This is a genomic window from Actinomadura sp. DC4 (assembly GCF_030406325.1).
Taxonomy (GTDB): Bacteria; Actinomycetota; Actinomycetes; order Streptosporangiales; family Streptosporangiaceae; genus Actinoallomurus.
The window spans coordinates 376866-398325 of sequence record NZ_JAUEQY010000002.1; the positions used below are offsets into that span (position 1 = coordinate 376866).

General features: G+C 69.9%; 22 protein-coding genes. 13 read left to right on the forward strand and 9 right to left on the reverse strand.

What is annotated here, in order from left to right:
• Positions 1-251: 251 nt before the first annotated feature.
• The gene (locus QWU11_RS04405) at positions 252-1025 is read left to right on the forward strand and encodes an AraC family transcriptional regulator (protein WP_290103685.1); all 774 of its coding nucleotides are present in this window, start codon (positions 252-254) and stop codon (positions 1023-1025) included.
• Positions 1026-1150: 125 nt separating this feature from the next.
• On the opposite strand, the gene QWU11_RS04410 is transcribed toward QWU11_RS04405, so the two are convergent.
• The 3 genes from QWU11_RS04410 to QWU11_RS04420 all read right to left on the reverse strand — a co-directional run bounded on the left by QWU11_RS04410 (position 1151) and on the right by QWU11_RS04420 (position 3250).
• Entirely contained in the window at positions 1151-1720 is a 570-nt protein-coding gene (locus QWU11_RS04410) for a hemerythrin domain-containing protein (RefSeq protein WP_290103686.1), read from the reverse strand.
• 190 nt (positions 1721-1910) lie between these two features.
• Entirely contained in the window at positions 1911-2138 is a 228-nt protein-coding gene (locus tag QWU11_RS04415; RefSeq protein ID WP_290103687.1) for a hypothetical protein, read from the reverse strand.
• 248 nt (positions 2139-2386) lie between these two features.
• Positions 2387-3250, reverse strand: a complete 864-nt coding sequence (locus tag QWU11_RS04420; RefSeq protein WP_290103688.1) for an NAD-dependent protein deacetylase — start codon at positions 3248-3250, stop codon at positions 2387-2389.
• An 80-nt stretch (positions 3251-3330) separates the two neighbouring features.
• Here QWU11_RS04420 and QWU11_RS04425 point away from each other — a divergent pair, with 80 nt between their 5' ends.
• From QWU11_RS04425 to QWU11_RS04440, 4 genes are all read left to right on the forward strand, one after another.
• The gene (locus QWU11_RS04425; protein ID WP_290103689.1) at positions 3331-3552 is read left to right on the forward strand and encodes a DUF2277 domain-containing protein; all 222 of its coding nucleotides are present in this window, start codon (positions 3331-3333) and stop codon (positions 3550-3552) included.
• Positions 3553-3677: 125 nt separating this feature from the next.
• Positions 3678-4151, forward strand: a complete 474-nt coding sequence (locus QWU11_RS04430) for an SDR family NAD(P)-dependent oxidoreductase (RefSeq protein ID WP_290103690.1) — start codon at positions 3678-3680, stop codon at positions 4149-4151.
• A gap of 112 nt (positions 4152-4263) precedes the next feature.
• Positions 4264-6645 carry a Tex family protein gene (locus tag QWU11_RS04435; RefSeq protein WP_290103691.1) on the forward strand — a complete coding sequence of 794 codons (2382 nt, stop codon included), beginning with the start codon at positions 4264-4266 and terminating at the stop codon, positions 6643-6645.
• A 265-nt stretch (positions 6646-6910) separates the two neighbouring features.
• Positions 6911-8350: a glycerophosphodiester phosphodiesterase family protein gene (locus tag QWU11_RS04440; RefSeq protein WP_290103692.1), complete on the forward strand. Its 1440-nt coding sequence runs from the start codon at positions 6911-6913 to the stop codon at positions 8348-8350.
• Here QWU11_RS04440 and QWU11_RS04445 read toward each other — a convergent pair.
• The 4 genes from QWU11_RS04445 to QWU11_RS04460 all read right to left on the reverse strand — a co-directional run bounded on the left by QWU11_RS04445 (position 8347) and on the right by QWU11_RS04460 (position 13488).
• A complete protein-coding gene (locus QWU11_RS04445) occupies positions 8347-9348 on the reverse strand; it encodes a TerC/Alx family metal homeostasis membrane protein (protein ID WP_290103693.1) in 1002 nt (333 codons plus the stop codon). The genes QWU11_RS04440 and QWU11_RS04445 overlap by 4 nt on opposite strands.
• A gap of 231 nt (positions 9349-9579) precedes the next feature.
• Positions 9580-11337 carry a serine hydrolase gene (locus tag QWU11_RS04450; protein ID WP_290103694.1) on the reverse strand — a complete coding sequence of 586 codons (1758 nt, stop codon included), beginning with the start codon at positions 11335-11337 and terminating at the stop codon, positions 9580-9582.
• A gap of 10 nt (positions 11338-11347) precedes the next feature.
• Entirely contained in the window at positions 11348-12607 is a 1260-nt protein-coding gene (locus QWU11_RS04455) for a DUF1343 domain-containing protein (RefSeq protein ID WP_290103695.1), read from the reverse strand.
• Entirely contained in the window at positions 12604-13488 is an 885-nt protein-coding gene (locus QWU11_RS04460) for an endonuclease/exonuclease/phosphatase family protein (RefSeq protein ID WP_290103696.1), read from the reverse strand. Before QWU11_RS04460 ends, QWU11_RS04455 begins: the two co-directional genes overlap by 4 nt.
• Before the next feature lie 194 nt (positions 13489-13682).
• Between QWU11_RS04460 and QWU11_RS04465 the strand changes: the two genes are divergently transcribed.
• The 3 genes from QWU11_RS04465 (at position 13683) to QWU11_RS04475 (ending at position 15518) form a co-directional block, all read left to right on the forward strand.
• On the forward strand, positions 13683-14243 hold the full coding sequence (locus QWU11_RS04465; protein ID WP_290103697.1) for a hypothetical protein: 561 nt from the start codon (positions 13683-13685) through the stop codon (positions 14241-14243).
• A gap of 76 nt (positions 14244-14319) precedes the next feature.
• Positions 14320-14997, forward strand: a complete 678-nt coding sequence (locus tag QWU11_RS04470) for a YcnI family protein (protein WP_290103698.1) — start codon at positions 14320-14322, stop codon at positions 14995-14997.
• A complete protein-coding gene (locus tag QWU11_RS04475) occupies positions 14994-15518 on the forward strand; it encodes a copper resistance protein CopC (RefSeq protein WP_290103699.1) in 525 nt (174 codons plus the stop codon). Before QWU11_RS04470 ends, QWU11_RS04475 begins: the two co-directional genes overlap by 4 nt.
• Before the next feature lie 51 nt (positions 15519-15569).
• Here QWU11_RS04475 and QWU11_RS04480 read toward each other — a convergent pair whose 3' ends face one another.
• Positions 15570-15989: a RodZ domain-containing protein gene (locus QWU11_RS04480; protein ID WP_290103700.1), complete on the reverse strand. Its 420-nt coding sequence runs from the start codon at positions 15987-15989 to the stop codon at positions 15570-15572.
• A gap of 250 nt (positions 15990-16239) precedes the next feature.
• On the opposite strand from QWU11_RS04480, the gene QWU11_RS04485 reads away from it, so the two are divergent.
• Together QWU11_RS04485 and QWU11_RS04490 are read left to right on the forward strand one after the other, a co-directional pair.
• Entirely contained in the window at positions 16240-17910 is a 1671-nt protein-coding gene (locus QWU11_RS04485; RefSeq protein ID WP_290103701.1) for a substrate-binding domain-containing protein, read from the forward strand.
• Between the two features lie 23 nt (positions 17911-17933).
• Entirely contained in the window at positions 17934-18617 is a 684-nt protein-coding gene (locus QWU11_RS04490) for a histidine phosphatase family protein (RefSeq protein ID WP_290103702.1), read from the forward strand.
• 3 nt (positions 18618-18620) lie between these two features.
• Here QWU11_RS04490 and QWU11_RS04495 read toward each other — a convergent pair whose 3' ends face one another.
• Entirely contained in the window at positions 18621-19055 is a 435-nt protein-coding gene (locus tag QWU11_RS04495; RefSeq protein ID WP_354670799.1) for a phage holin family protein, read from the reverse strand.
• 20 nt (positions 19056-19075) lie between these two features.
• Here QWU11_RS04495 and QWU11_RS04500 point away from each other — a divergent pair, with 20 nt between their 5' ends.
• The 3 genes from QWU11_RS04500 (at position 19076) to QWU11_RS04510 (ending at position 21449) form a co-directional block, all read left to right on the forward strand.
• A complete protein-coding gene (locus QWU11_RS04500) occupies positions 19076-19669 on the forward strand; it encodes a GNAT family N-acetyltransferase (RefSeq protein WP_290103704.1) in 594 nt (197 codons plus the stop codon).
• A 238-nt stretch (positions 19670-19907) separates the two neighbouring features.
• A complete protein-coding gene (locus tag QWU11_RS04505) occupies positions 19908-20429 on the forward strand; it encodes a hypothetical protein (RefSeq protein WP_290103705.1) in 522 nt (173 codons plus the stop codon).
• A gap of 9 nt (positions 20430-20438) precedes the next feature.
• Positions 20439-21449, forward strand: coding sequence for a peptidase (locus tag QWU11_RS04510; protein ID WP_290103706.1), 1011 nt, complete (start codon positions 20439-20441; stop codon positions 21447-21449).
• Positions 21450-21460 lie beyond the last annotated feature (11 nt).

Genomic DNA, 21460 nt, shown 5'->3' on the forward strand with positions numbered 1-21460 from the left:
AGGTAAATCGCCGATAGGTGGGGGCGCGCTCTCTATTCGGCGTCCCGTCACACGACAACACAGAGGGCCAATATCGTTCACTCGCGCAACCTGGCCCTAAAACAATGGATGTTAGCCTTTGTCCACGGCTTCACCAGCGTGGCCGCCCGTCGCGGGTCCAGGGGAAACCATGACGGACCGGCCGCCGGCTGTCGCCGGGACCACCCCCGCATATTGACCTGGTCCCCGACCCGGGAAGGAAGCGCAACGGAATGGGCCCGTACGACCAGCAGACCGAGCAGAACATCCAACGGGTTATCGACAGCATTTACGAGAACATCAGTGAACGAATCACGATCGACGACATGGCCCGTACCGCGATGTTCAGCAAGTTCCACTTCACTCGCCTCTTCCAGCGCATGACCGGGGTCTCACCGGGCCGTTTTCTGTCCGCCGTACGCCTCCAAGAGGCCAAGAAACTGCTTCTCTCCACCGGGCTGAGCGTCACCGAGATCAGTCACCGGGTGGGTTACTCGAGCGTCGGCACCTTCAGCTCGCGGTTCAAGAGCAGCGTGGGCCTGGCGCCCACCGCGTACCGCGAACTCCACGGGTACGCCCCGTACATCTCCGACGACCGGCGCTTCCGCCTGCACACCGCGGTCGTCCAGGGCGAGATCTGCGCGCCACCGGAGCCTCTGGAGGACGGTGACGAGCCCGGCCCGGTGTTCCTCGGGCTGTTCCCCGACACCATCCCCCAGGGCCATCCGGCGAGCTGTGCCGTGCTCCGCCGGCCCGGGCGGTTCCGGCTCGACCGGGCGCCGGAGGGCACGTGGTACCTCCTCGCCCAGTCGGTACGCCCCGGCGAGGAGGACGTTCTCAGCCCGCGCCCGCCGCTGGTGGCCGTCCACGGACCGGTCTCCGTACGGCCGGGACGGGTCATCGCGCCACTGAACCTGCAGCTCAGGCCGATGCGGGTGCTCGACCCGCCAATTTTGTTGGCGCTCCTCGACGCGCGCCGCGTAGCCTTGGGCGCCGTGGCGAGCTGAGCTCCCCGAGCCGCCGGGGCGCCCGACCACGAAGCCGCCGACGTGGCAACGCCATGTGCCACCGGCGACGAGAGCCAAGCGGGCGCCCCGGCACTGACGTCACGATGACGTCAGAATGACATCACTCAGCGGCGTCCGGTGAGCCTGCGGATCAGATCACGCGTACGGTCGGCCACCGCGGCGACCCCGCCGAAGACCAGGTTGCTGAGCGCCGACTCGACGCCCGGATGGGGATGTGTGGGCGCCAGGGCCTCGGCCGTCTTGATCGCCGCCGCGAGCCCGCGGAGTTCGGCCTCGCTCCGCTGCCGCAGGATGGGGAACTCCTCGTTCTCCTCGCGCTCTGCGTGTTCGAGCACGGCGGTGCGGAACCGCGCGAACATCGGCGTGAAGCTCGGGCCCGAGGTGCCCATCCGCTCCAGCTCGCGGAGCATCCGCTTGCCCAGGCGCTCTTCCGCCAGCCGCGCGTCGACGATCTCGTCGCCCCGGGGGAGGCTGTTCCGTACGAGCGGATGGATGATCTCTTCTTCGGCCGTCTCGTGGACGGCGAGCAGCCGCCGGAGCCGGTCGAACGCGTCCGCCCGGCGCTCGCCGGTGGTCGACTCCACGATCCGGCAGAGGTCGCGGATCTCCTCGTGCTGTCGCATCAGCAGTGCGACGGCACCCGTCTCGGGCATCGTCTCCGGGCGCTGGGTCATCACCGAGTTCCTTTCGCCGCGCATCGCCTGCTCGACGAGGGCGGACCTACCCAGGTCCGGCGATCACGACGCGTGAGTACTCGGCGCGGATATCAGCGCCGTATCCGGGGTAACCCGGTCAGGGGCGACCGTCCCGGCTCGATCACCCGGCCGCTGCCGCTCGGCAACGGCCGCGTCATCGGTCTCGTCTTCAGAGCTTGGTCATCTTGTCGTACGGCGCGGTGATCCGCTCCTGGCGAGGGCGGAAGTCGACGAGTACGGCGACCTCGTCCTCGACGCCGATGACGACGCCGAGACCGTACTGGTCGTGGTTCACTCGGTCGTCGACGGCGAACCGCTCGACCGGCGGCGCGGCGGCCGGAGGCTTGAAAGGACTGGTGGGCAGGTGTCGCCGGGTCGCGGCGCGGGGTGGCTTCATCTTCATTAGTATGCGCCCGCCGGAGCCTCAGCGGTGTAAATACGGGCCGTCCGATCTGCGAACTCCGTCACGAATCCTGCTCTCAGGGCCGTTTTCGCGGGACGATATGGCCCTGTCATCCGGGCCACACTCGGCATACGCAGGCCCGTAACCGCAGCAGGGGCCGCCCCACCTGCCGATCATGGGTTTGCCCGCCCCAAGAAGGAATTGCCCGTCCTTGACACGGTGGGCGTGTCGTGCGGCTCGCCCTATGGGCCGAGGCTCCGTACGAGAGTGGTGAGGGTCGGGCCCAGCGGGGCGTCGAAGGTCAAGAACGCGTGATCGTGACCGCGCGTGACGCCGTGATTGATGATCACGACCGGAATGTCGAGCTCGGACGCGCGGCGGACGAACCGGAATCCGGACAGGACGGTCAGCGACGAACCCAGGACGAGCAGCACGTTCGCGTCCTCGGTGAGCGCGTAACACTGCCTCACCCGGGCGGGCGGCACGTTCTCGCCGAAGAAGATCACGTCGGGCTTGAGCACGCCGCCGCAGTCGGCGCAGGGCACGACCTCGAACGCCTCGATCCGGTCGTCCGGAAGGACCGCGTCGCCGTCGGGGTTGATCTCGGTGACCTGGGCGCTCCAGCCCGGGTTGGCCTCGTTGAGCCGCCGGTACAGAACCTGCCGTGCGGTCCGCCGGCCGCAGTCGAGGCAGACCACCCGGTCGAGGCTGCCGTGCAGTTCGATCACGCTGTGCGCCCCGGCGGCCTGCTGGAGGCCGTCGACGTTCTGCGTGATGATCCCCGCCACCAGGCCGCGCGCCTGCAGCTCGGTCACGGCGCGATGGCCGGCGTTGGGCACGGCGCGGGCGACGTGCCGCCAGCCGAGGTGGCTGCGCGCCCAGTAGCGGCGGCGGGCGGCGGCGCTGCCGACGAACGTCTGGTAGGTCATCGGCTCGGCTCGCCGCTGCCGGCCGGTCTCGCCCCGGTAGTCCGGGATGCCCGACTCCGTGGACAGGCCGGCGCCGCTGAGGATCACCACCTCGCCGTCCCCGACGAGGTCGGTCAGCGTGGCGAAGGCGGAAGGCGTGTCCAGGTCCCCTGGACCCTCATCTACGGTCCGAGTCACCCCACCATGGTGCCCGATGAGGCGAAATGTCCCAGCCGTGACGTCGACGCGGCTCCGGGCCAGGGCGCAAGATGGACCGCATGTGCAGAAGCATCAAGACCCTCCGGCCGCCCGCGACCGAGGTCGTGACCGACGACGACATCCGCGCGGCGGCCCTGCAGTACGTCCGCAAGATCTCCGGGTTCCGCAAGCCCGCGGCGCACAACGAGGCCGTCTTCGACCAGGCGGTCGAAGCGGTGGCTCAGGCGACCGCCGACCTGCTGGCCCATCTGGAGGTACGCGGCGCCCGTACGCGAGCCTGAGAGCCTCACGCGGCGCGGCCGCCGGCCGCCGCGACCCGTACGCGAAGGCCGCCTCGACGTGCTGGTCACCAACGCCGGGATCTCCAGGGACATCACCCGTCAGGCCGGGCACCGCGGACCTCGCGGTGACGCGAGAGGTGTTCGAGGTCGATGTGTTCGCCGTGATCGCGGTGACCGACGCGATGCTGCCGCTGCTGCGGCGCTCGCCCGCCGGCCGGATCGTGAACGTCACCAGCAGCCTCGGTTCGCTCGGCCTCATGACCACCCCCGGCACCCACCAGGTGAACCTGCCCGCCTCGACGGCGTACCGGCCGGCCAAGACCGCCCTCAACGCGCTGACCGTGAACTATGCCCAGGAACTGCGCGACGCGGGCATCCTGGTGAACGCCGCCGACCCCGGCGGCTGCGCGACCGACTTCACACTTCACGTGACTTCACGTGACTTCACGCGACTTCACGTGACTTCACCAAGGGGCTCGGGCGCCCGAGCCCCCGTACGGCGGCACAGGGCGCGGCGATCGCGGTGCGGCTGGCCACGCTGGGCGACGACGGGCCGACGGGCGGGTGCTTCGACGACGACGGTCCGCTGCCCCTGGTGACGAAAAGTTATCCACAGCCTGTGCACGACCTGTCCGTCCGCACGGTCTGACGCGACAATGGCGGCGGATGCCTGCACAATGCATCCCGAAGCTCAGCGGGAGGGCAGGGATCGTGTCGACGTCGGTTCACCAGAAGATCGCCGAAGAGCTCGGCGTGCGCGAACGGCAGGTGCAGGTCGCCGTCGAGTTGCTCGACGGCGGCGCCACCGTGCCGTTCATCGCCCGCTACCGCAAGGAGGCGACGGGCACGCTCGACGACGCGCAACTGCGCACGCTCGAAGAACGCCTGCGCTACCTGCGCGAGATGGACGAGCGGCGCGCCGCGATCCTGGAGTCGATCGACTCACAGGGCAAGCTCGACGACGCCCTGCGCGCGCAGGTCATGGCGGCCGACACGAAGTCCCGGCTCGAGGACATCTACCTGCCGTACAAGCCGAAACGGCGCACCAAGGCGCAGATCGCCCGCGAGGCGGGTCTGGAGCCGCTCGCGGACCAGCTCCTGGCCGACCCCTCGCTGGACCCGCACGCCGCGGCCTCTCCCTTCGTCAAGGAGGACCTCGACGCCGCCGCGGCGCTGGAGGGCGCCCGCGCGATCCTGGTCGAGCGGTTCGCCGAGGACGCCGACCTCATCGGCGACCTGCGCGAACGCCTCTGGACCAAGGGCCGCATGGTCGCGCGCGTACGTGACGGCAAGGAGGAGGCCGGCGCGAAGTTCTCCGACTACTTCGACTTCGCCGAGCCCCTGACGCGGCTGCCCTCGCACCGCATCCTCGCGCTCTACCGCGGTGAGAAGGAGGAGATCCTCGAGCTCACCCTGGCGCCGGAAGAGGAAGACGGCGAGGTGACCTCGTACGAGCGGGCGATCGCACACCGGTTCGAGGTGCCGCTGAGCAGCCGGTGGCTGGCCGAGGCCGTGCGCTGGGCCTGGCGGACGCGCATCATCGTCCGGCTCGACCTGGACCTGCGGCTGCGCCTGCGGCAGGAGGCCGAGGACGAGGCCGTACGGGTGTTCGCCGCCAACCTGCGCGACCTGCTGCTGGCGGCCCCCGCGGGCACGCGTACGACGATGGGCCTGGACCCGGGCTTCCGGACCGGCGTCAAGGTCGCCATCGTGGACTCCACCGGCAAGGTGGTGGCCACCGACACGATCTACCCGCACAAGCCGCAGGGACGCTGGGACGAGGCGCTCGCCACGCTCGGCAAGCTCGCCAAGCAGCACAACGTGGACCTGATCTCGATCGGCAACGGCACGGCCTCGCGGGAGACCGACCAGCTCGCGGCCGACCTGATCAAGCTGCTCCCGCAGCTCACCAAGATCATGGTCTCGGAGGCCGGCGCCTCGGTCTACTCCGCCTCGGCGTTCGCCTCGCAGGAGCTCCCGGGCATGGACGTCTCACTGCGCGGCGCGGTGTCGATCGCCCGCCGGCTGCAGGACCCGCTCGCCGAGCTGGTCAAGATCGACCCCAAGTCGATCGGCGTCGGGCAGTACCAGCACGACATCTCCGAGGCCAAGCTGTCCCGCTCGCTCGACGCGGTGGTCGAGGACTGCGTGAACGCGGTCGGCGTCGACGTCAACACCGCCTCGGCGCCACTGCTGACGCGGGTCTCGGGCATCGGCTCGGGCCTGGCGGAGAACATCGTGCTGCACCGCGACGCCAACGGCCCGTTCCGGTCGCGTACGGCGCTGAAGGAGGTGCCGCGGCTGGGCCCGAAGGCGTACGAGCAGTGCGCGGGCTTCCTGCGCATCCAGGGCGGCGCCGACCCGCTCGACGCCTCCAGCGTGCACCCGGAGGCCTACCCCGTGGTCCACCGGATCTTCAAGTCGACCGGTCTGGGCGACGACGTCTCGGCCTTGATCGGCAACTCCTCGGCACTGCGTGCGGTCAAGCCCCAGGAGTTCGTGGACGGCGCGTTCGGGCTGCCGACGATCACCGACATCTTGAAGGAACTGGACAAACCTGGCCGCGACCCTCGCCCGGCGTTCAAGACCGCGACGTTCAAGGAAGGCGTGGACAAGATCGCCGACCTGGAGCCGGGCATGCTCCTCGAGGGCGTGGTGACCAACGTGGCGGCCTTCGGTGCCTTCGTGGACGTCGGCGTCCACCAGGACGGTCTTGTCCACGTGTCGGCGATGTCCAAGACCTTCGTCAAGGACCCCCGCGACATCGTGAAGCCGGGCGACATCGTGCGCGTGAAGGTCCTCGACGTGGACATCCCGCGGGCGCGCATCTCGCTCACGTTGCGCCTGGAGGACGAAACCGACCGCCGAGGCGGCGGTGGCGGTCGCGAGGGAGGCCGTCGCGAGGGAGGCGGTGGCGGTGGCCGCGAGGGCGGACGGCGTCAGGGCGGAGGTAGCGGAGGTGGTGGTGGCCAGCGCGGCGGCGGCAAGCGCCCGCCCCGGCCGCGCCAGGGCGACTCAGGCTCAGGAGGCGGAGGCGCGCTAGCCGACGCCCTCCGCCGCGCGGGCCTGGACAAGGGCCTGCCCGGCTCCTGAACTCCGGCCGGTGACGGCCGTGCAAGACGGCGAAGCGGGACCGGCGACCACAGGACGAGGCGGTAGGACAGCGCACCCACACCCACACCCGCACCGGTGCTGGCATCGGCATCGGCGGCAGGCCAGTGGCGGTCGGACGGCGATGGCGGAATCGGCGGTTACGGCAGCGCCAGCAATCACAGCCAAAACGCCCTAAATCACGACACATGGCTGAATGTGGCCGTACCCCGTGCACCGAGGTGGTTGATCGTTTAACTTCCCGGGAATGCGCGCATCTCTCACGGCTCTCGTCGCGACCGGGCTCGTGGTCTCGGCCTCCGCCGCGACCGCGGCGAACGCCGCTCCCTCCCCCCGCCCCAAGATCCAGGTGCGGCTCGCCGACCTCCCGCAGCACTACTTCATCGCGCACCGCGGCGCCGGCGCGTACGTCGCTCCGGAGAACACCGAGCAGGCCCTCAGCAAGGGGAACGCCGAACCCGACGCGAACCTCCTGGAGTTCGACGTCCGCGTCCTCACCGACGGCGTTGGCGGCGTCTGGCACGACCCCACCGTCGACCGGGTCAGCACCTCGACCGGCTCCGTCGACGACCTCAGCAGCGCGGCGTTCGACAAGCTGGTGATCGACTCGAAGACCTGGTTCGGCGGTGGAGTCGCGAACACGCACCCTGTCCTGCTCGATCAGGTGCTCACCGAGTTCGGCGGCAAGCGGCTGCTGCTCGCGCATCCCAAGGACACCGCGGCCATGAGGCTGGTGATCGACGAGGTGACCCGGCGCGGTCTGACCCCGGCGGTCCAGGTGCAGACGTTCTCCCGCAGCGATCTCGAACTCGCGCTCGCCGCGGGTATGAACGGCCAGCTGCTCATCGAGGACACCGCCCAGGCCCAGGTGGACGACCCGGCCTCGCTCGTCGCCGACGGGGTCCCGCGCGTCTCTCTGCACGACACGCTGCCCGACAGCGTGATCCGCTCGTACGTGGAGGCCGGCCTGGCCGTCTCGGTGTGGAACGTCGACCGGCAGTACCGCCGCGACCAGCTCTATGCCATGGGCGTCCGCGGCATCGACAGCAACGACCCGACGTACGTGAGCGGCGACACGGCGATCTACCACCGCACCAGCGACCCGTTCAGCAAGCAGGCCTTCTGGTACGGGCAGATCAGCCAGTCCCAGACGGCGGACGCGCTGTCCGCCTCCAAGCGCGGCCGGTTCATCACGCCGAACCTGTGGCACGCCGACCTCGGGGAGTACCCGCTGTTCGTGCTCCAGGGCTGGGCGAGCCCGCTGCCGAAGACGTACACGCTGCACGTCCACATGCGCTACGACTCGCTCGGTACGGACCGTGCGCGCTGGGCCGGGGTGTACTTCTCGGCCAAGAACGACGCGGCCTACAGCGACGCGGACTCCTCCCTCAACGGCGGCTACTCGGCGATCCTGCGCACCAACGGACAGCTCGGCCTGTACCGCAAGGACGCCGGAAAGACGGTCACGCTCAAGACGATCACCACGCCCGCGATCAAGAAGGGGCAGACCGCCAGCCTGCACATCACCGTGAGCGGTACGACGGTGAAGGTGACCCGCGTCGACGGGCCCGACAAGAGCGTTTCGGCCAAGGACACGAAGTACCGCGGCAAGTACCTGTTCCTGGGCCGCCACGCCTCGACCGGCCACCAGGGTCCAGGCGTGACGTTCTCCTACGTGGGCTACTAACGGTGGCTGAGGTCGGCCCGGTCCGGCACCGCAGGCGCGGTACGGCGGCCGGCGTACAGGCTCGTCAGCGTGACGGTCGCCAGCGTCACGACGATGACGGCCAGGGAGACGGGCGTCGGGATCTCCGGCAGCCACTTCCACGTGCCGTGCGCCCAGTGCAGGATCAGCTTCACGCCGATGAAGGCGAGGATGACGGCGAGGCCGTAGCCGAGGTGGATGAGCTTGCTCAGCGTGCTCTGCAGCACGAAGTACAGCGCGCGCAGGCCGAAGAGTGAGAAGGCGTTGGCGGTGAAGACGAGGTACGGGTCCTGGGTGACGCCGTAGACGGCCGGGATGGAGTCGACCGCGAAGACCAGGTCGGTGCCGAACACCGCGATGACGACGAGCGCCAGCGGGGTCAGCGCGCGGCGGTCGCCCTGCCGGGCGGTCAGGTTCGGGCCCTGGTAGTCGTCGGTCACCGGCATGAACCGGCGTACGAGGCGCACCGACCGCAGCGAGGAGACATCGACCTCGTGGTTCGCGCCCGTGACCGTGTCCCGCAAGATCTTCACGGCGGTGAACAGCAGGATGCCGCCGAAGATCAGGAAGGTCCAGGCGACGGTCTGCACCGCCGCCGCGCCGATCGCGATGAAGATCCCGCGCAGGACGAGCGCGCCGGCGATGCCGTACAGCAGGACCCGCTGGGTGAGCACGGCCGGTACCGCGAAGGCCGCGATGAGCAGCATGAACACGAAGAGGTTGTCGACCGACAGCGACTTTTCCACCAGGTAACCGGTGAAGTAGTCGACGGCCGTCTCCGAGCCGAACCGCAGCCAGGTGAAGACCGCGAACAGCACCGGCAGTGCCAGGTAGAAGCCGGTCCAGGCCAGCGCCTCGCGGAACCGGACCGCATGCGGGCGGCGCGTGATGACGAAGTCCACCGCGAAGAAGAACAGCACCCCCGCGAGGGTCACCGCCCAGAGCAGCGGTGAGGCGACGGACGGGGTGGTGTGGGGCATGCGGGCTCCTCGAACGGCTCGTCGTCCGAGGTCTCCTTCACCCGCGCGAGGCGGGCCACCGCCCGGGGACGCCGCAAGGGACGTCCGTGCTGACCGGGCCGGTGCGAGGAAGTACTCCCCTCACGCACACCATAGCCGCTGGCCACAACCGGTCGCTGACAGACCGGTGATCACGCCCTGATCCGCCGTACGCGGCCGTACGGCGGATCAGGGCCGGGAGAGGGCTTGTGATCAGTTGGAGCTGAGGACCCACCCGTTGGAGACGAAGCGCGCCGCGTCGGAGCGGCGCTCGCCGTCGAAGACGACGTGCCCGGAGCCGTCAGAGGCCCGCACACCGTCCACGTACACGCCGCGGCCCTGGTAGACCGTGTCGGTCGTGTAACGCCACCGTACGGACGTGGTGCCCGCCGGGAGCGTCGCGGTGGCGCGCAGCCAGCGCCGATCCTCGAAGCCGGAGAACGTGCCGGTCGAGGTCCACGCGTTGTGCCCGGTCCTCAGCGAGAAGGGCGCGGGCGTCCAGGTCGTGCCGTCGGTGGTGGTCTCCAGCACGCCGAGGTCGGTGTCCTCCGTGTCGTACCAGAGGTCGAAGGACAGCTTGGCCGCCCCGGTCACCGGTGCGGCGAGCGTCGCGGTGGTCTTGTCCTTCATCTGGGAGAACCACGCGTCGCGCCCCGCGACCGGGCGTACCGGGATGGACCGGGCCAGGTCGCCGACGACCGCGCCGCGCGCCGGGGTGATGCTGCCCCAGTTGCGGCTCGGGTGCACCCGGTTGGTCAGCAGGATGCTGAACGACCGGGACAGCGGGTCGATCACGATGTCGGTGCCCGTGTAGCCGGTGTGGCCGGCGGTCACCGGGGAGGACAGGGCTCCCATGTAGAAGCGCTGGTTCAGCTCGAAGCCGATGCCGTGCGAGTTGCCCGGGAACTTCTGGTTGAAGTTGGTGAAGATCAGCCGTACCGAGCCGTCCTTGAGGACGCGGGTGCGCCCGTACCGGCCGCCGTCCAGGATCATCTGGGCGAGGGTCGCGATGTCGCGCGCGGTGGAGAAGACGCCGGCGTGCCCGGCGACGCCGCCGAGGGCGTAGGAGTTCTCGTCGTGCACCTGGCCCCAGACGAGGCCGCGGTTGAGCGCCGCGTACGGCGTGTGCTCGTACTCCGTCGCCGCGATCCGCTGCTTCTTGGCCTCGGGCGGGTTGTAGCCGGTGTCGCGCAGGCCGAGCGGGGCGGTGATCCCGTCGCGTACGAGGACGTCGAGGGTCTTGCCGGTGACCTTCTCCAGCACGAACTGCAGGGTGATCAGGTTGAGGTCGGAGTAGACGTACGCGGTGCCGACCGGGTTCTGCAGCTTCTCGGCGTACAGCGCCTGCTCCTGCGCGGCACGGCCCGTGTAGTTGTAGAAGGGCAGGTCGGGCCGCAGGCCGCTCGTGTGCGTGAGCAACTGGCGCAGCGTGATCGTGCCCTTGCCGTTCTGGGCGAAGTCCGGCAGGTACGACGCGACGGTCGCGTCCAGGTCGATCTTGCCGCGCTCGACCTCCTGCAGGGCCACGATCGTCGTGAACAGCTTCGACATCGACGCGAGGTCGAAGATCGTGTCGTTCCGCATCGGGATCCACTGATCCTGCGGCAGCTCGGTGGGCGTGTCGTCGGAGTAGCGCAGGGCGTACCCGGACGCGCTGTGCTGCACGATCGTGCCGTCGTGCCCGGCCAGGACGACCGCGCCCGGGTACAGCGGGTGCGCCGCGCCCGGCAGGGCCGTCTCGTACGCCGCCGCGTCCTTGGCCATGGCCGCGACCTGGTCGGGCAGCAGGCCCACCGAGGCGGCCGAGCCGTAGTGGAGCGTACGGCCGGGCGTGAACTTCAGGTCGTCGGCGGTGACCGTGGGCGGTCCGTTCGCCGGCGCGGCCTGGGGGGCGGCCTGGGCGACCGCCGGCGTGCACAGGCACGCGGCGGCCAAAAGGATCATGAGGGAGCGACGTGGGGGGCGACGCATGTGTTCCTCCTCAGCGGTACAGCAGATAACGGGCCCGCTGGGCGCGGAACCGTGCCAGCTCGCCCTGCCACGAAGCGACGATCTGGTCCGTCGTTGAGCCTGCGTCGACCCCCGTCCGTACGAGGTCGGAGCCGGTCAGCTTGTCGATCCAGTACGGCGGGGCGCTCTCCCGCCAGGCGAAGTCCTTGGGGTACAGCTTCCTGGCGGTGACGATCATGGCGACCGCGGTACGGATGGAGTCGTACCTGCGGCGGTCGGTGACGGTGACCTGGACGCCCGCGCAGTTCTGGTTCGCCCACTTGTTGAAGGTGGGCACGAAGTACGCCTCGCGGAACCGTACGCCGGACAGATCGAGGGCGTTCAGCGCGTCGGCCCAGTGCCAGTCGAGGAACGGCGCGCCGACGATCTCGAACGGGCGGGTCGTGCCGCGCCCCTCGGAGATCGTCACCGCCTCGAACAGGCCCATGCCCGGGTAGACGATCGCCGTGTCGAGGGTCGGCATGTTGGGCGAGGGCATCACCCACGGCAGGCCGGTCTGGTCGAAGAACGTCCCGCGCCGCCAGCCGCGCATCTTGATCACCTGCGGCTTGACCTTGCCGCCGAGGAACTCTTTGTCGAACAGCAGGGCCAGCTCGCCGACGGTCATGCCGTGCTGCTCGGAGATCGCGTTCTTGCCGACGCCGGAGGTGTACTCCGGGTGCATCACCGGCCCGGTCGCCGCGGTTCCGCCGAGCGGGTTGGGCCGGTCGAGCACGACGAAGCGCTTGCCCGCCTGGGTCGCGGCCTGCATGCAGTCGTACATCGTCCAGATGTAGGTGTAGAACCGCGCGCCGGCGTCCTGGATGTCGAAGACGACCGTGTCGATGCCGGACTTGGTGAAGTCGGCCGCGATCGCCGAGACGCTCTTGGCGTACGCGTCGTAGACCGGGATCTGGGTCCGCGGGTCCTTGTAGGAGCCCTCGGAGCCGCCGGCCTGCGCCGAGCCGCGGAAGCCGTGCTCGGGCCCGAACACCGCGACGAGGTCGACGGCGCCGGAGTCGTGCATCACGTCGACCTCATGGGTGAGGTCGCGGACCACAGCGGTCGGGTTGGCCACCATGCCGACCTTCTGGCCCTTGAGCTCCTTGTAGCCGCCCGCGTGCAGGACGTCGAAACCGGTCTGGACCCCGCCGGTCCTGGCCTCCGCGGGCGTGGCGGACAGCGAGGCGAACGGTGCCGCGGCCCCCGCGGCGGCGATACCGCGGAGTACTCCTCGTCGTGTCGTCGTCATTTCATCCTCCTTACGATGAGGTCGGTCACGACCGGCCGGTGGTCGGAGGCGAGCGTGTCCGGCACGTGCGCGTCGAGCGCGCGGAGGCCGGGTGAGTAGGTGACGTAGTCGATGCGCTTGGCCGGCACGTCGGCCGGCCAGGTCGGTGTGGTGCGCTGCCCGGCGACCGTCATGGCGTCGGTCAGCCGGGTCCACAGCGGAGCCAGCTCGGCGTCGTCCGGCTGGGCGTTGAAGTCGCCGAGGAGCAGCTTCCGGCCGTGCCTGCCGTCCATGATCTTGTCCATGTCGGCGACCTGCGCCTCGCGTACGTCCGGCTCGCCGCGGTAGTCCAGGTGGGTGACGTAGACCCACAGGGGCACGCCGTGCGCGCTGACCAGGACCTCGGGGAAGCCCGGCCCGAGCGCCGGGACCGGGTCGGGCACCTGGGTGGAGAGTCGGGTGATCTCGCGGTTCGCGGCGTGGAGGATCGGGAAGCGCGAGAGCAGCGCGACGCCGAACCTCCGGTCGGGCGCGCCGACGCGGTCCGGCGGCAGGTCGTAGATCGGCCCGAAGAAGACGTGCATGTGCAGCCGGCGGGCCAGCCAGGCCGCCTCGTCGGTGTAGTCGCTCCGGGCCGCCCAGTCGACGTCGACCTCTTCGAGGCCTACGAGGTCGGGGTGTTCGGACTCGATGGCGCGAGCCTGTCGTTCCAGGTCGAACACGTGATCGCTGCCCGCACCGGCCTGGATGTTGTAGGCCATCACCCGCAACCGTAGCTCGCCCGGCGTCGTGGCCTGGGCGGACGGGGCGACCGCGGCGCCGCCCAGGAGGAGGGCCGCGACGGCGGCGATTCGCTTGCTGCGGCGCGTGTGACGAGAGAGTCGGAGGGCGGGCCGGAACATGGAACTCCCGGGGCTCGAAAATATCCAACGTCATGACGTGGTCGTATGGAAGTTAAGTACTTACGATCACCACGTCAATAGGTTGCCGCCCAAACCTTGCGCGGCGCCTGAGTCGGTGCGGCCACCTGCGGCCGTCCGCTTATGGCCCCACCCCTTCGGCGTGCGCGGGCGCGTAGGCCGATAATTGGGGCGTCATGCCGACCCATCCGGTGTATCGAGCCGCGCGCGCGGTGGTCTTCGCCACCGTGTGCGTCGGGCTGGCCATCACCGGTCACATGATGATCTCCGGGGCGCCGGTGCCGCCGCTCGCGGCCGCCGGCGGCCTCCTCGGCCTGACCGTGATGGGCGCGGCGCTCGCCGGGACCGAACGCTCGCTGGCGACGATCCTGGGCGGTCTGCTCGGCGGGCAGTTCATGCTGCACGCCCTCTTCACGGCGGCACAGCAGGGCCAGCACCTGACGCACGGCAGCCCGATGTCGCCCTCCTCCGGCGGCGCGGCGATGACGTTCGTCCACGTCGCGGCGGCGATCGTGTCGGCCTGGTGGCTGCGGCGCGGCGAGCGCGCCGTGTGGGGCCTGGCCAAGCGCGTCGCAGCCGGCCTCGTACGCCGGGTCGTGCTGCCTTCGCCGTCGCGTGTCCCGGCTCCGCCGTCTCCCGTCGCCGCCACCGCCGGGGTTCTCTCGCCCCGGAAGGCATTCCTCCGCCACGTCGTCGTACGGCGGGGGCCGCCGGCTCCGTTCGCGGCGCTCGTCTGAGGCGCCGGAAACGTCACCGGGTCCCATCGCGGACCCGGCCTTCCTCGATCAGCGTTTTCGAACGGAGATCCCCTCAATGCGCACGTTCCAGCGCGCCGCGGCCGTGTCCGGCCTCGCGGCGCTCGCCCTGACCGCGGTGGCGACGGCCGCCTCGGCGCACGTCACGGCGAACCCGAGTACCGCCGAACCGGGTTCGTACAGCAAGGTGTCGTTCCGGGTTCCCAATGAGGAGCCGAAGGCCGACACGACCAAGCTCGAGATCACCCTGCCCACCGATCACCCGATCGCCTCGGTGTCGGTACGGCCGGTGCCCGGCTGGAGCGTCAAGGTCACCTCGGCCAAGCTCGCCACTCCGCTCAAGTCGGACGACGGTGAGATCACGAAGGCGGTCTCGACGATCACGTGGAGCGGGGGGAAGATCACGCCCGGGCAGTTCCAGGAGTTCGACGTGTCGATGGGGCCGCTGCCGACCGACACGGACCGGCTGATGTTCAAGACCGCGCAGACCTACTCGAACGGCGAGGTCGTGAACTGGGACCAGGACCCCGGCAACGGGGGCCAGGAGCCCGAACACCCGGCGCCGACCGTGCGTCTGGTCAAGGCCGCCGGGGCCGGGACGGCGCCGAAGGCCGCTCCGTCGTCAACGGACTCCTCCGATGGCACCGCCCGGTGGCTGGGCGGGCTCGGCCTGGCCGCCGGGATCATCGGCCTGGCCGCCGGCGTGTACGGCCTGACCCGGAAGCGGGCGGCATGAGGCTCGCACTGGCCGCCGTCGCGACGGCGCTCCTGGGAGTGCTGGTCACCGCCGCCCCGGCGGAGGCCCACACCACGCTCACCTCGGCCACCCCGGGCAAGGGCGCGACGGTGACCGCGCCGGCGCAGATCCGCCTGACCTTCGCCGACCCCGTACGTTTCACCGGGGTCGTCGTGGAGGACGCCACGGGCGGCCACCACGAGTCGGGCAAGTCGCAGGCGGTGGACAACCACGTGACCGAGGCCGTCGCGGGCACGCTGGCCCCCGGCGTGTACACGGTCGGCTGGCGCGTGGTCGCCCCGGACGGTCACCCGGTCACGGGTGAGTACAAGTTCACGGTCAAGGCCGGAGGCGGCGCGGCCTCCACGGCGCCGACGACCCCGGCCGTCGCCCCGGCGACACAGCCGGCCACGTCGGCGGAGAAGAAGACCTCCAGCGCCGGCTGGTGGTGGATCGGCCTGGTCGTTCTGGTCGTCGCCCTGGCCGGCGGCGGCCTGGCCCTGGCCCGCCGGCGCCGCTAGCGGCGTACAGGGGTTCCCTCGCCGGGCTCTGACCTGGCGGGGGGACCCATCTCAGCCCCGGGTGGCGATGAAGGCGTCGCGCCGGCCGGGCTTGCCAGGTGGGCGCAGCGCGCCGTTGACGTAGACCTGGGCGGCACTCGCATCGCCCAGGACCACGCTCAGCTGAGGTTCTTCGAAGCGGATCGACTCGCCGCGCAGCAGGTTCCGGTTGACCAGGATGTCGCCGCCCGGAACCCGGACGAACACCTGGCACTTCGCCCCCGTGACCGTCACCGTCAACGTGACCGCGGCGACCGGTGTGGCCGAAACCGTGGCACGGCTCTTGCGGGCCGGCCGCTGGAGGCCGGCCTGGTCCCAGATCTGGTACGCCGCGAAGGACGCCGCGCAGATCAGCACCGCGATCGCGAGAAGCGCTAGGAGGAATCTGCCGCGTAGCGAACGCCTGCGCTCGGAAGAGACATGACGTCCCACACCCAGGGAGTTTAGTCAGACACCAATGCCACGTCAGGTATTTCAATTCGTCAAGGGAACGGACATCATACTCTCACCTGGTGAAAGACGGCATCAAAGAAATGGATGTTACTGGTGTGACGGGTGGTATCCACCCCCCGAGCCATCGGTCCGGCGAAATGTCACGAAAGGGGCGCTGCCAGACTGGTTAACCGGATAATCTCCGGGCAAAAGACGGGATGCCGTCATTGATCGGGGACGGGAAGTTCGGATGCCATACCGTCGCAGCGCTGCCCGAAAACAAGTACTGACCCTGCTGCTGGCGATCGCACCGGCCACCGCCGCGTGCTCGATCGGTTCCCATGCCGACGGATGCCGGGCGGAGGCGATCACCGTGGCGGTGACCCCCGCCATCGCCCCGGCCGTCGAGCAGACCGCACGCCGCTACAACGCCCGTACGACCTGTGTCCGTGTCACCGTGACCCACGAGGAGCCCGCGGACGTCGCCGGCGTGCTGTCCGGCCAGGGTTCGTCGCCCGGCGCCACGCGGCCCGACGCCTGGATCCCCGACTCATCGCTCTGGCTCCCCGTCGCCCGGCGGACCAAGCTCGGCGCCGGCGCCGTACGGCCCACCGGGACGTCGATCGCCTCGTCGCCGCTCGTGCTCGCCGCGGCCGAGGGACGGTCCCCCAGTGACGTGAGCTGGCGACTGCTCCTGTCCTCCCGTCTGCCCGGCACCGGGGCCGGCAAGCCGCCGGTACGGGTGCGGTTCCTCGACCCCACGACGCAGGCCGCCGGGCTCGGCGCGCTCATGCTCGCCCATCAGGCCTCCGGGCCCGGAAAGACCGGACTGGGCACCTTCGCGATCACGCTCTACTCCGATCTGTCCTCCGCGCTGCCCGACGACAAGGCCGCGTACGCGGCGATGTTCCGCGGCGGCGACCCGCCGACCGCGGTGGTGCTGTCGGAGCAGTCCGTCTGGCAGCACAACCACACGGACGCCAAGCGGCCGGTCAGCGCCAGGTATCCCCGCGACGGCGCGCTCGCGCTGGACTTCCCGTACGTCTCGGTGACCGGCGACCGCGAGAAGAGCCGGACGGTGGAGGACTTCCGTTCCGCGCTCTCGCAGTCGCAGTCACGTGAGGCGCTGCAGTCGCTCGGGCTGCGTACGCCGGACGGCGTGGCCGGAGCGGGGTTCGGCACGAAGTACGGCGTCGCCTCCGAGGCGCCGATCCCGGCGCGCCCGCAGGACCCGGCGACCGTCGGCAAGATCCTGCAGATGTGGCAGCGGACCGTGCTCGGCGCGCGGATGCTGATCCTGCTCGACGTCTCGCCCTCGATGGGCGACCCGGTGCCGAGCGGCAACGACACCCGCATCCGGGCGACGACCCGCGCGGCCATCAGCGGCACCCGCATCCTCAGCGACAACTCCCAGGTCGCGCTCTGGGAGTTCTCCACCCGGCTGGACCACGACCTCGACTACCGGCAGCTCGTGCCGTACCGGCCGCTGACCCAGAAGGTGGGGACGGGCATCCAGCGCGACGCCCTGATCACGGCGTTCAACGCCGCCCAGCCCGTCCTGGGCACACGGACCGCGCTGTACGACTCCGTGCTCGCGGCGTACAAGGAGGCCGTGCGGACATACCAGCCGGACCGCAACAACGTCCTGGTCGTGCTCACCGACGGCATGAACTACGACCCCGGGCACACGATCCTGCTGCAGGAGCTGATGAAGGAGCTCGCGAAGACCGCCGACCCGCTCAAGCCGGTCGCGATCGTGCCCATCGCGTTCGGCCCCGACATCGACCCCGGGCCGCTGCAGCAGATCGCCAGGGCGACCGGCGGGCAGGCGTTCGTCACGCTCGACCCCGGCCAGATCCAGGAGGTGTTCCTGGAGATGCTCATCCGTCTCACCTGTGGGCAGGCCTGCCCCATGTCATGAGCGCCCGGTAGGGTCGGGGTGCTGTGAGCGAACTCGACTGGCTGGCGATGGCCCGGCATGGTGAAAGCGTCGGCAACGCCGCCTGGCGGGCGGCCGAGTCGGCCGAGCTCGACGAGATCGACGTCGGCCTGCGCGACCCCGACGTACCGCTGTCCGAGACGGGCCGGCGGCAGGCCAAGGCGCTCGGCCGCAGGCTCGCCGCGATGCCGCCGGACGAGCGGCCCACCGCGGTCGTCTCCTCGCCGTACGTCCGCGCCGCCGAGACCGCGCGCATCGCGCTCGCCGAGATCGGCGACCCGCCGATCCACTTCGACGAACGGCTGCGCGACCGCGAGACCGGCGTGCTCTACGCGCTGACCTGGCGCGGCATCGCCGCCCGGTTCCCCGAGGAGGCGGCGCGCAAGCGGCTGACCGGCAAGTTCTACTACCGGCCGCCCGGCGGCGAGTCGTGGGCGGACGTCGCGCTGCGGCTGCGCAGCGCGCTGTCCGACATCGAACGCGACCATCCGGACGGCCGGGTGCTCGTCTTCGCCCACGACGCGGTCGTGGTGCTGACGCGCTACATCGTGGAGCGGCTCACCGAGCGGGAGGTGCTCGAGATCGAGCGCACGCTCGTGCCGAACGGCTCGCTCACCGTGTGGGCGCGCGAGGACGGCGACCTTCGTCTCGTCACGTTCAGCAGCACCGACCACCTCGACCCGGTCTGAGCCTCACTCCTGGTCGTCGTGGACGAACAGGTTGAGCAGCCAGCTCACCAGGCCGACGACGATCGCGCCCCAGAAGGCCGCCCAGAAGCCGGACACGTTGAACGGCAGGTTCATCTTGTCCGCCGCCCAGCTCGCCAGCCACAGCAGCAACCCGTTCACCACGAGCGCGAAGAGTCCCAGCGTGAGGACGTAGAAGGCGCAGCCGAGCGTCTTGATGATCGGTTTGAGGAAGGCGTTGATCAGACCGAACACGACTGCCACGGCGATCAGGGTGCCCACCTTGCGGGGTGTGGAGGCCGTCGTCAGCTCGATGCCGCTGACGATCAGGGTCGCCACCCAGAGGGCGATTGCGGTCGTAACCACTCGTATCAGGATCTTCACATACCGATCGTTGCACGAAACACTCAGCGCATCAGTGAGCGGAGCACACCCGCGCACCCTCTTATGAGCGAGGACTCGTGAGTGAAGTCCGTGACGTCACCGCGGCGGACGCCGATCCGCTGGCGGCGGTGCTGGGCCGTGCCTTCGCCGGCGACCCGGTCTGGCAGTGGATGTTCCCCCGGCGTCCGGAGCGGATGGGCTCGATGTTCGCGTCGATGCTGCGCCACGCCCACCTGCCGAACGGCCTCACCGAACTGGCCGAACGGGACGGCCGGATCGTGGCCGGCGCGATGTGGGACCCTCCGGGCCGCTGGCGGGTCCCCCTCGCCACCCAGCTACGCCAGCTTCCCGGCCTCATGCGCATACTGGGCGGGCGGACCTTCACGGTGCTGCGCGGGCTGGGCGAGGTCGAGCGGGAGCATCCGATCGAGCCGCACTGGTATCTGGCGGTCCTCGGCACCGACCCCCGCGCGCAGGGGCTCGGGCTCGGATCGGCGCTGCTGCGGTCGAGGCTGACCCGCTGCGACGAGCGGCGCTTTCCCGCGTACCTGGAGTCGTCCAAGGAGAGCAACGTCCCCTACTACGAGCGGTTCGGCTTCCGGGTCACCGGAGAGATCCGCCTGCCGGGCGATGGTCCGCGCTTGTGGCCGATGTGGCGAAACCCCCAGTAGCCATCCCCAACCCCTCACCGGATCACTTTCCATAAGGTGATCGACTTAAGCGGTGCTTGAATGGCACCTGGTTACAACGGCATGCCGTTTCCCGGAGAAGCTGTTTGCGACACTTTTGATCTTGTGGCGGCTACGGAGAGTTACCATCTGCTTCGGGTGAGGCGACGGCGTGAAATGCCAGTCGAGTATTCAGCCATCGCGTCACCTCCCATATCCGCTTTAACATTGGATAAATTGAATGCGTAAAACGTTTTGTGCGCTGGCCGGCACCGTCGGCCTCGTCGCGGCGACGGCGTTGCCCGCCGCGGCGGTCGACACGACCGTCACATTCGCGATCACGACCGCCGGTCTCACGATCAGCGCGCCGGGAGCGGTGAACCTCGGGGAGGTGGCATCGGGCGCCACCAACGTCTCGGGTCAGATCGGGCCGGTCACGGTGACCGACCTCCGCGGTACTCTCGGCGGCTCCTGGACGGCGACCGTCACCTCGACCGATTTCACCACCGGTGCCGCCACGGGACCTGAGACCATCCCGGCCATCAACGTCAGTTATGTCCCCGGGGACGCGACCAGCACGACAGGCACGGGCACCTTCACTCCGGGCCCGGGCGGCATTCTCAATGTGCCGCGAGTCGCCTTCACCGGTACCGCGCTGACGGGCAACAACACCGCGACCTGGAACCCGACGCTCACCATCACGATTCCGGCGGCGGCCGTCGCGGGAACGTACACCGGCACCATCACCCATTCGGTCGCCTAGCCGGCGCGAATGACGATCGTGCGGCTTCTCACCACCATCATGAGGCTGCTGGCCGCCGGTTCGATCATCCCGGCCGCCGGCAGCCTCGGCGGAACCGCCGCGGCGGCGCCCCGGCCGCACAGCAACGGAATCGAGCTCCGTCTCGTCGACGCACCGGTCAGCGAGCGACCCGACTCCCGCGCTTGGCGCTACATCATCGACCACCTTCCGCCGGGTGCCGTCATCCACCGGCGCGTCCAGATCACCAACACGACCGGCTCGACTCGCCGGATCGCGCTCTACGCGGCGGCCGCGCAGATCGGCAAGCAGAAGTTCCAGTTCGCCCCCGCCCGTACTCCCAACGAGCTGTCCACCTGGACCAAGACGGACAAACAAGAGCTGACCCTCCCGCCGCACACGCGGTCGATGGTCACCACGACCATCAACGTGCCCGGCGACGCCGCTCCCGGGGAGCGCTACGCCGTCGTCTGGGCCGAGACGGCGGCGAAGGCGCCGTCCAACGGTGGCGTCGCCGAGATCAACCGGGTCGGGATCCGGATCTATCTTTCCGTCGGCCCCGGCAACCCGCCGGCCGCAGCCTTCACCATCGACTCGATCACCGCTCTGCGGTCACCCGACGGCCGCCAGGCGGTGCAGGCCCAGGTCCACAACACCGGCGGTCGCGCTCTCGACCTGAGCGGCAGCCTGAAGCTGACGAACGGCCCGGGTAGTCTGAACGCCGGCCCGTTCCCGGTCCAGACGGGGACCACTCTTGCCCCCGGCGACTCGGGATCCGTGTCCGTGCCCCTGGAGGTGCACGTGCCGAACGGTCCGTGGCGTGCCCACATCCGGCTGCGAAGTGGACTGACCCAACGGACCGCCGAGGCCACGATCACGTTCCCGATCTCCGCGGGACGGGAAACGGCCAGGGCGGAGACGGCCATGACCTACCCCCTCGTGGCGCTCATCGTCGGCCTGATCCTCACAAGCATCATCGGTGGCCGGTCCCTTATACGGCGGCGGCGAAGAAACAGGGCCTGAACGGCAGGATC

Coding starts and splice junctions, on each gene's coding strand:
- QWU11_RS04470 (WP_290103698.1), top strand. CDS start 14,320: ATGCGCACGTTCCAGCGCGCCGCGGCCGTGTCCGGCCTCGCGGCGCTC.
- QWU11_RS04425 (WP_290103689.1), top strand. CDS start 3,331: ATGTGCAGAAGCATCAAGACCCTCCGGCCGCCCGCGACCGAGGTCGTG.
- QWU11_RS04450 (WP_290103694.1), bottom strand. CDS start 11,337: ATGCGTCGCCCCCCACGTCGCTCCCTCATGATCCTTTTGGCCGCCGCG.
- QWU11_RS04460 (WP_290103696.1), bottom strand. CDS start 13,488: ATGTTCCGGCCCGCCCTCCGACTCTCTCGTCACACGCGCCGCAGCAAG.
- QWU11_RS04455 (WP_290103695.1), bottom strand. CDS start 12,607: ATGACGACGACACGACGAGGAGTACTCCGCGGTATCGCCGCCGCGGGG.
- QWU11_RS04505 (WP_290103705.1), top strand. CDS start 19,908: ATGCGTAAAACGTTTTGTGCGCTGGCCGGCACCGTCGGCCTCGTCGCG.
- QWU11_RS04440 (WP_290103692.1), top strand. CDS start 6,911: ATGCGCGCATCTCTCACGGCTCTCGTCGCGACCGGGCTCGTGGTCTCG.
- QWU11_RS04445 (WP_290103693.1), bottom strand. CDS start 9,348: ATGCCCCACACCACCCCGTCCGTCGCCTCACCGCTGCTCTGGGCGGTG.
- QWU11_RS04415 (WP_290103687.1), bottom strand. CDS start 2,138: ATGAAGCCACCCCGCGCCGCGACCCGGCGACACCTGCCCACCAGTCCT.
- QWU11_RS04510 (WP_290103706.1), top strand. CDS start 20,439: ATGACGATCGTGCGGCTTCTCACCACCATCATGAGGCTGCTGGCCGCC.
- QWU11_RS04485 (WP_290103701.1), top strand. CDS start 16,240: ATGCCATACCGTCGCAGCGCTGCCCGAAAACAAGTACTGACCCTGCTG.
- QWU11_RS04465 (WP_290103697.1), top strand. CDS start 13,683: ATGCCGACCCATCCGGTGTATCGAGCCGCGCGCGCGGTGGTCTTCGCC.
- QWU11_RS04410 (WP_290103686.1), bottom strand. CDS start 1,720: ATGACCCAGCGCCCGGAGACGATGCCCGAGACGGGTGCCGTCGCACTG.
- QWU11_RS04475 (WP_290103699.1), top strand. CDS start 14,994: ATGAGGCTCGCACTGGCCGCCGTCGCGACGGCGCTCCTGGGAGTGCTG.
- QWU11_RS04405 (WP_290103685.1), top strand. CDS start 252: ATGGGCCCGTACGACCAGCAGACCGAGCAGAACATCCAACGGGTTATC.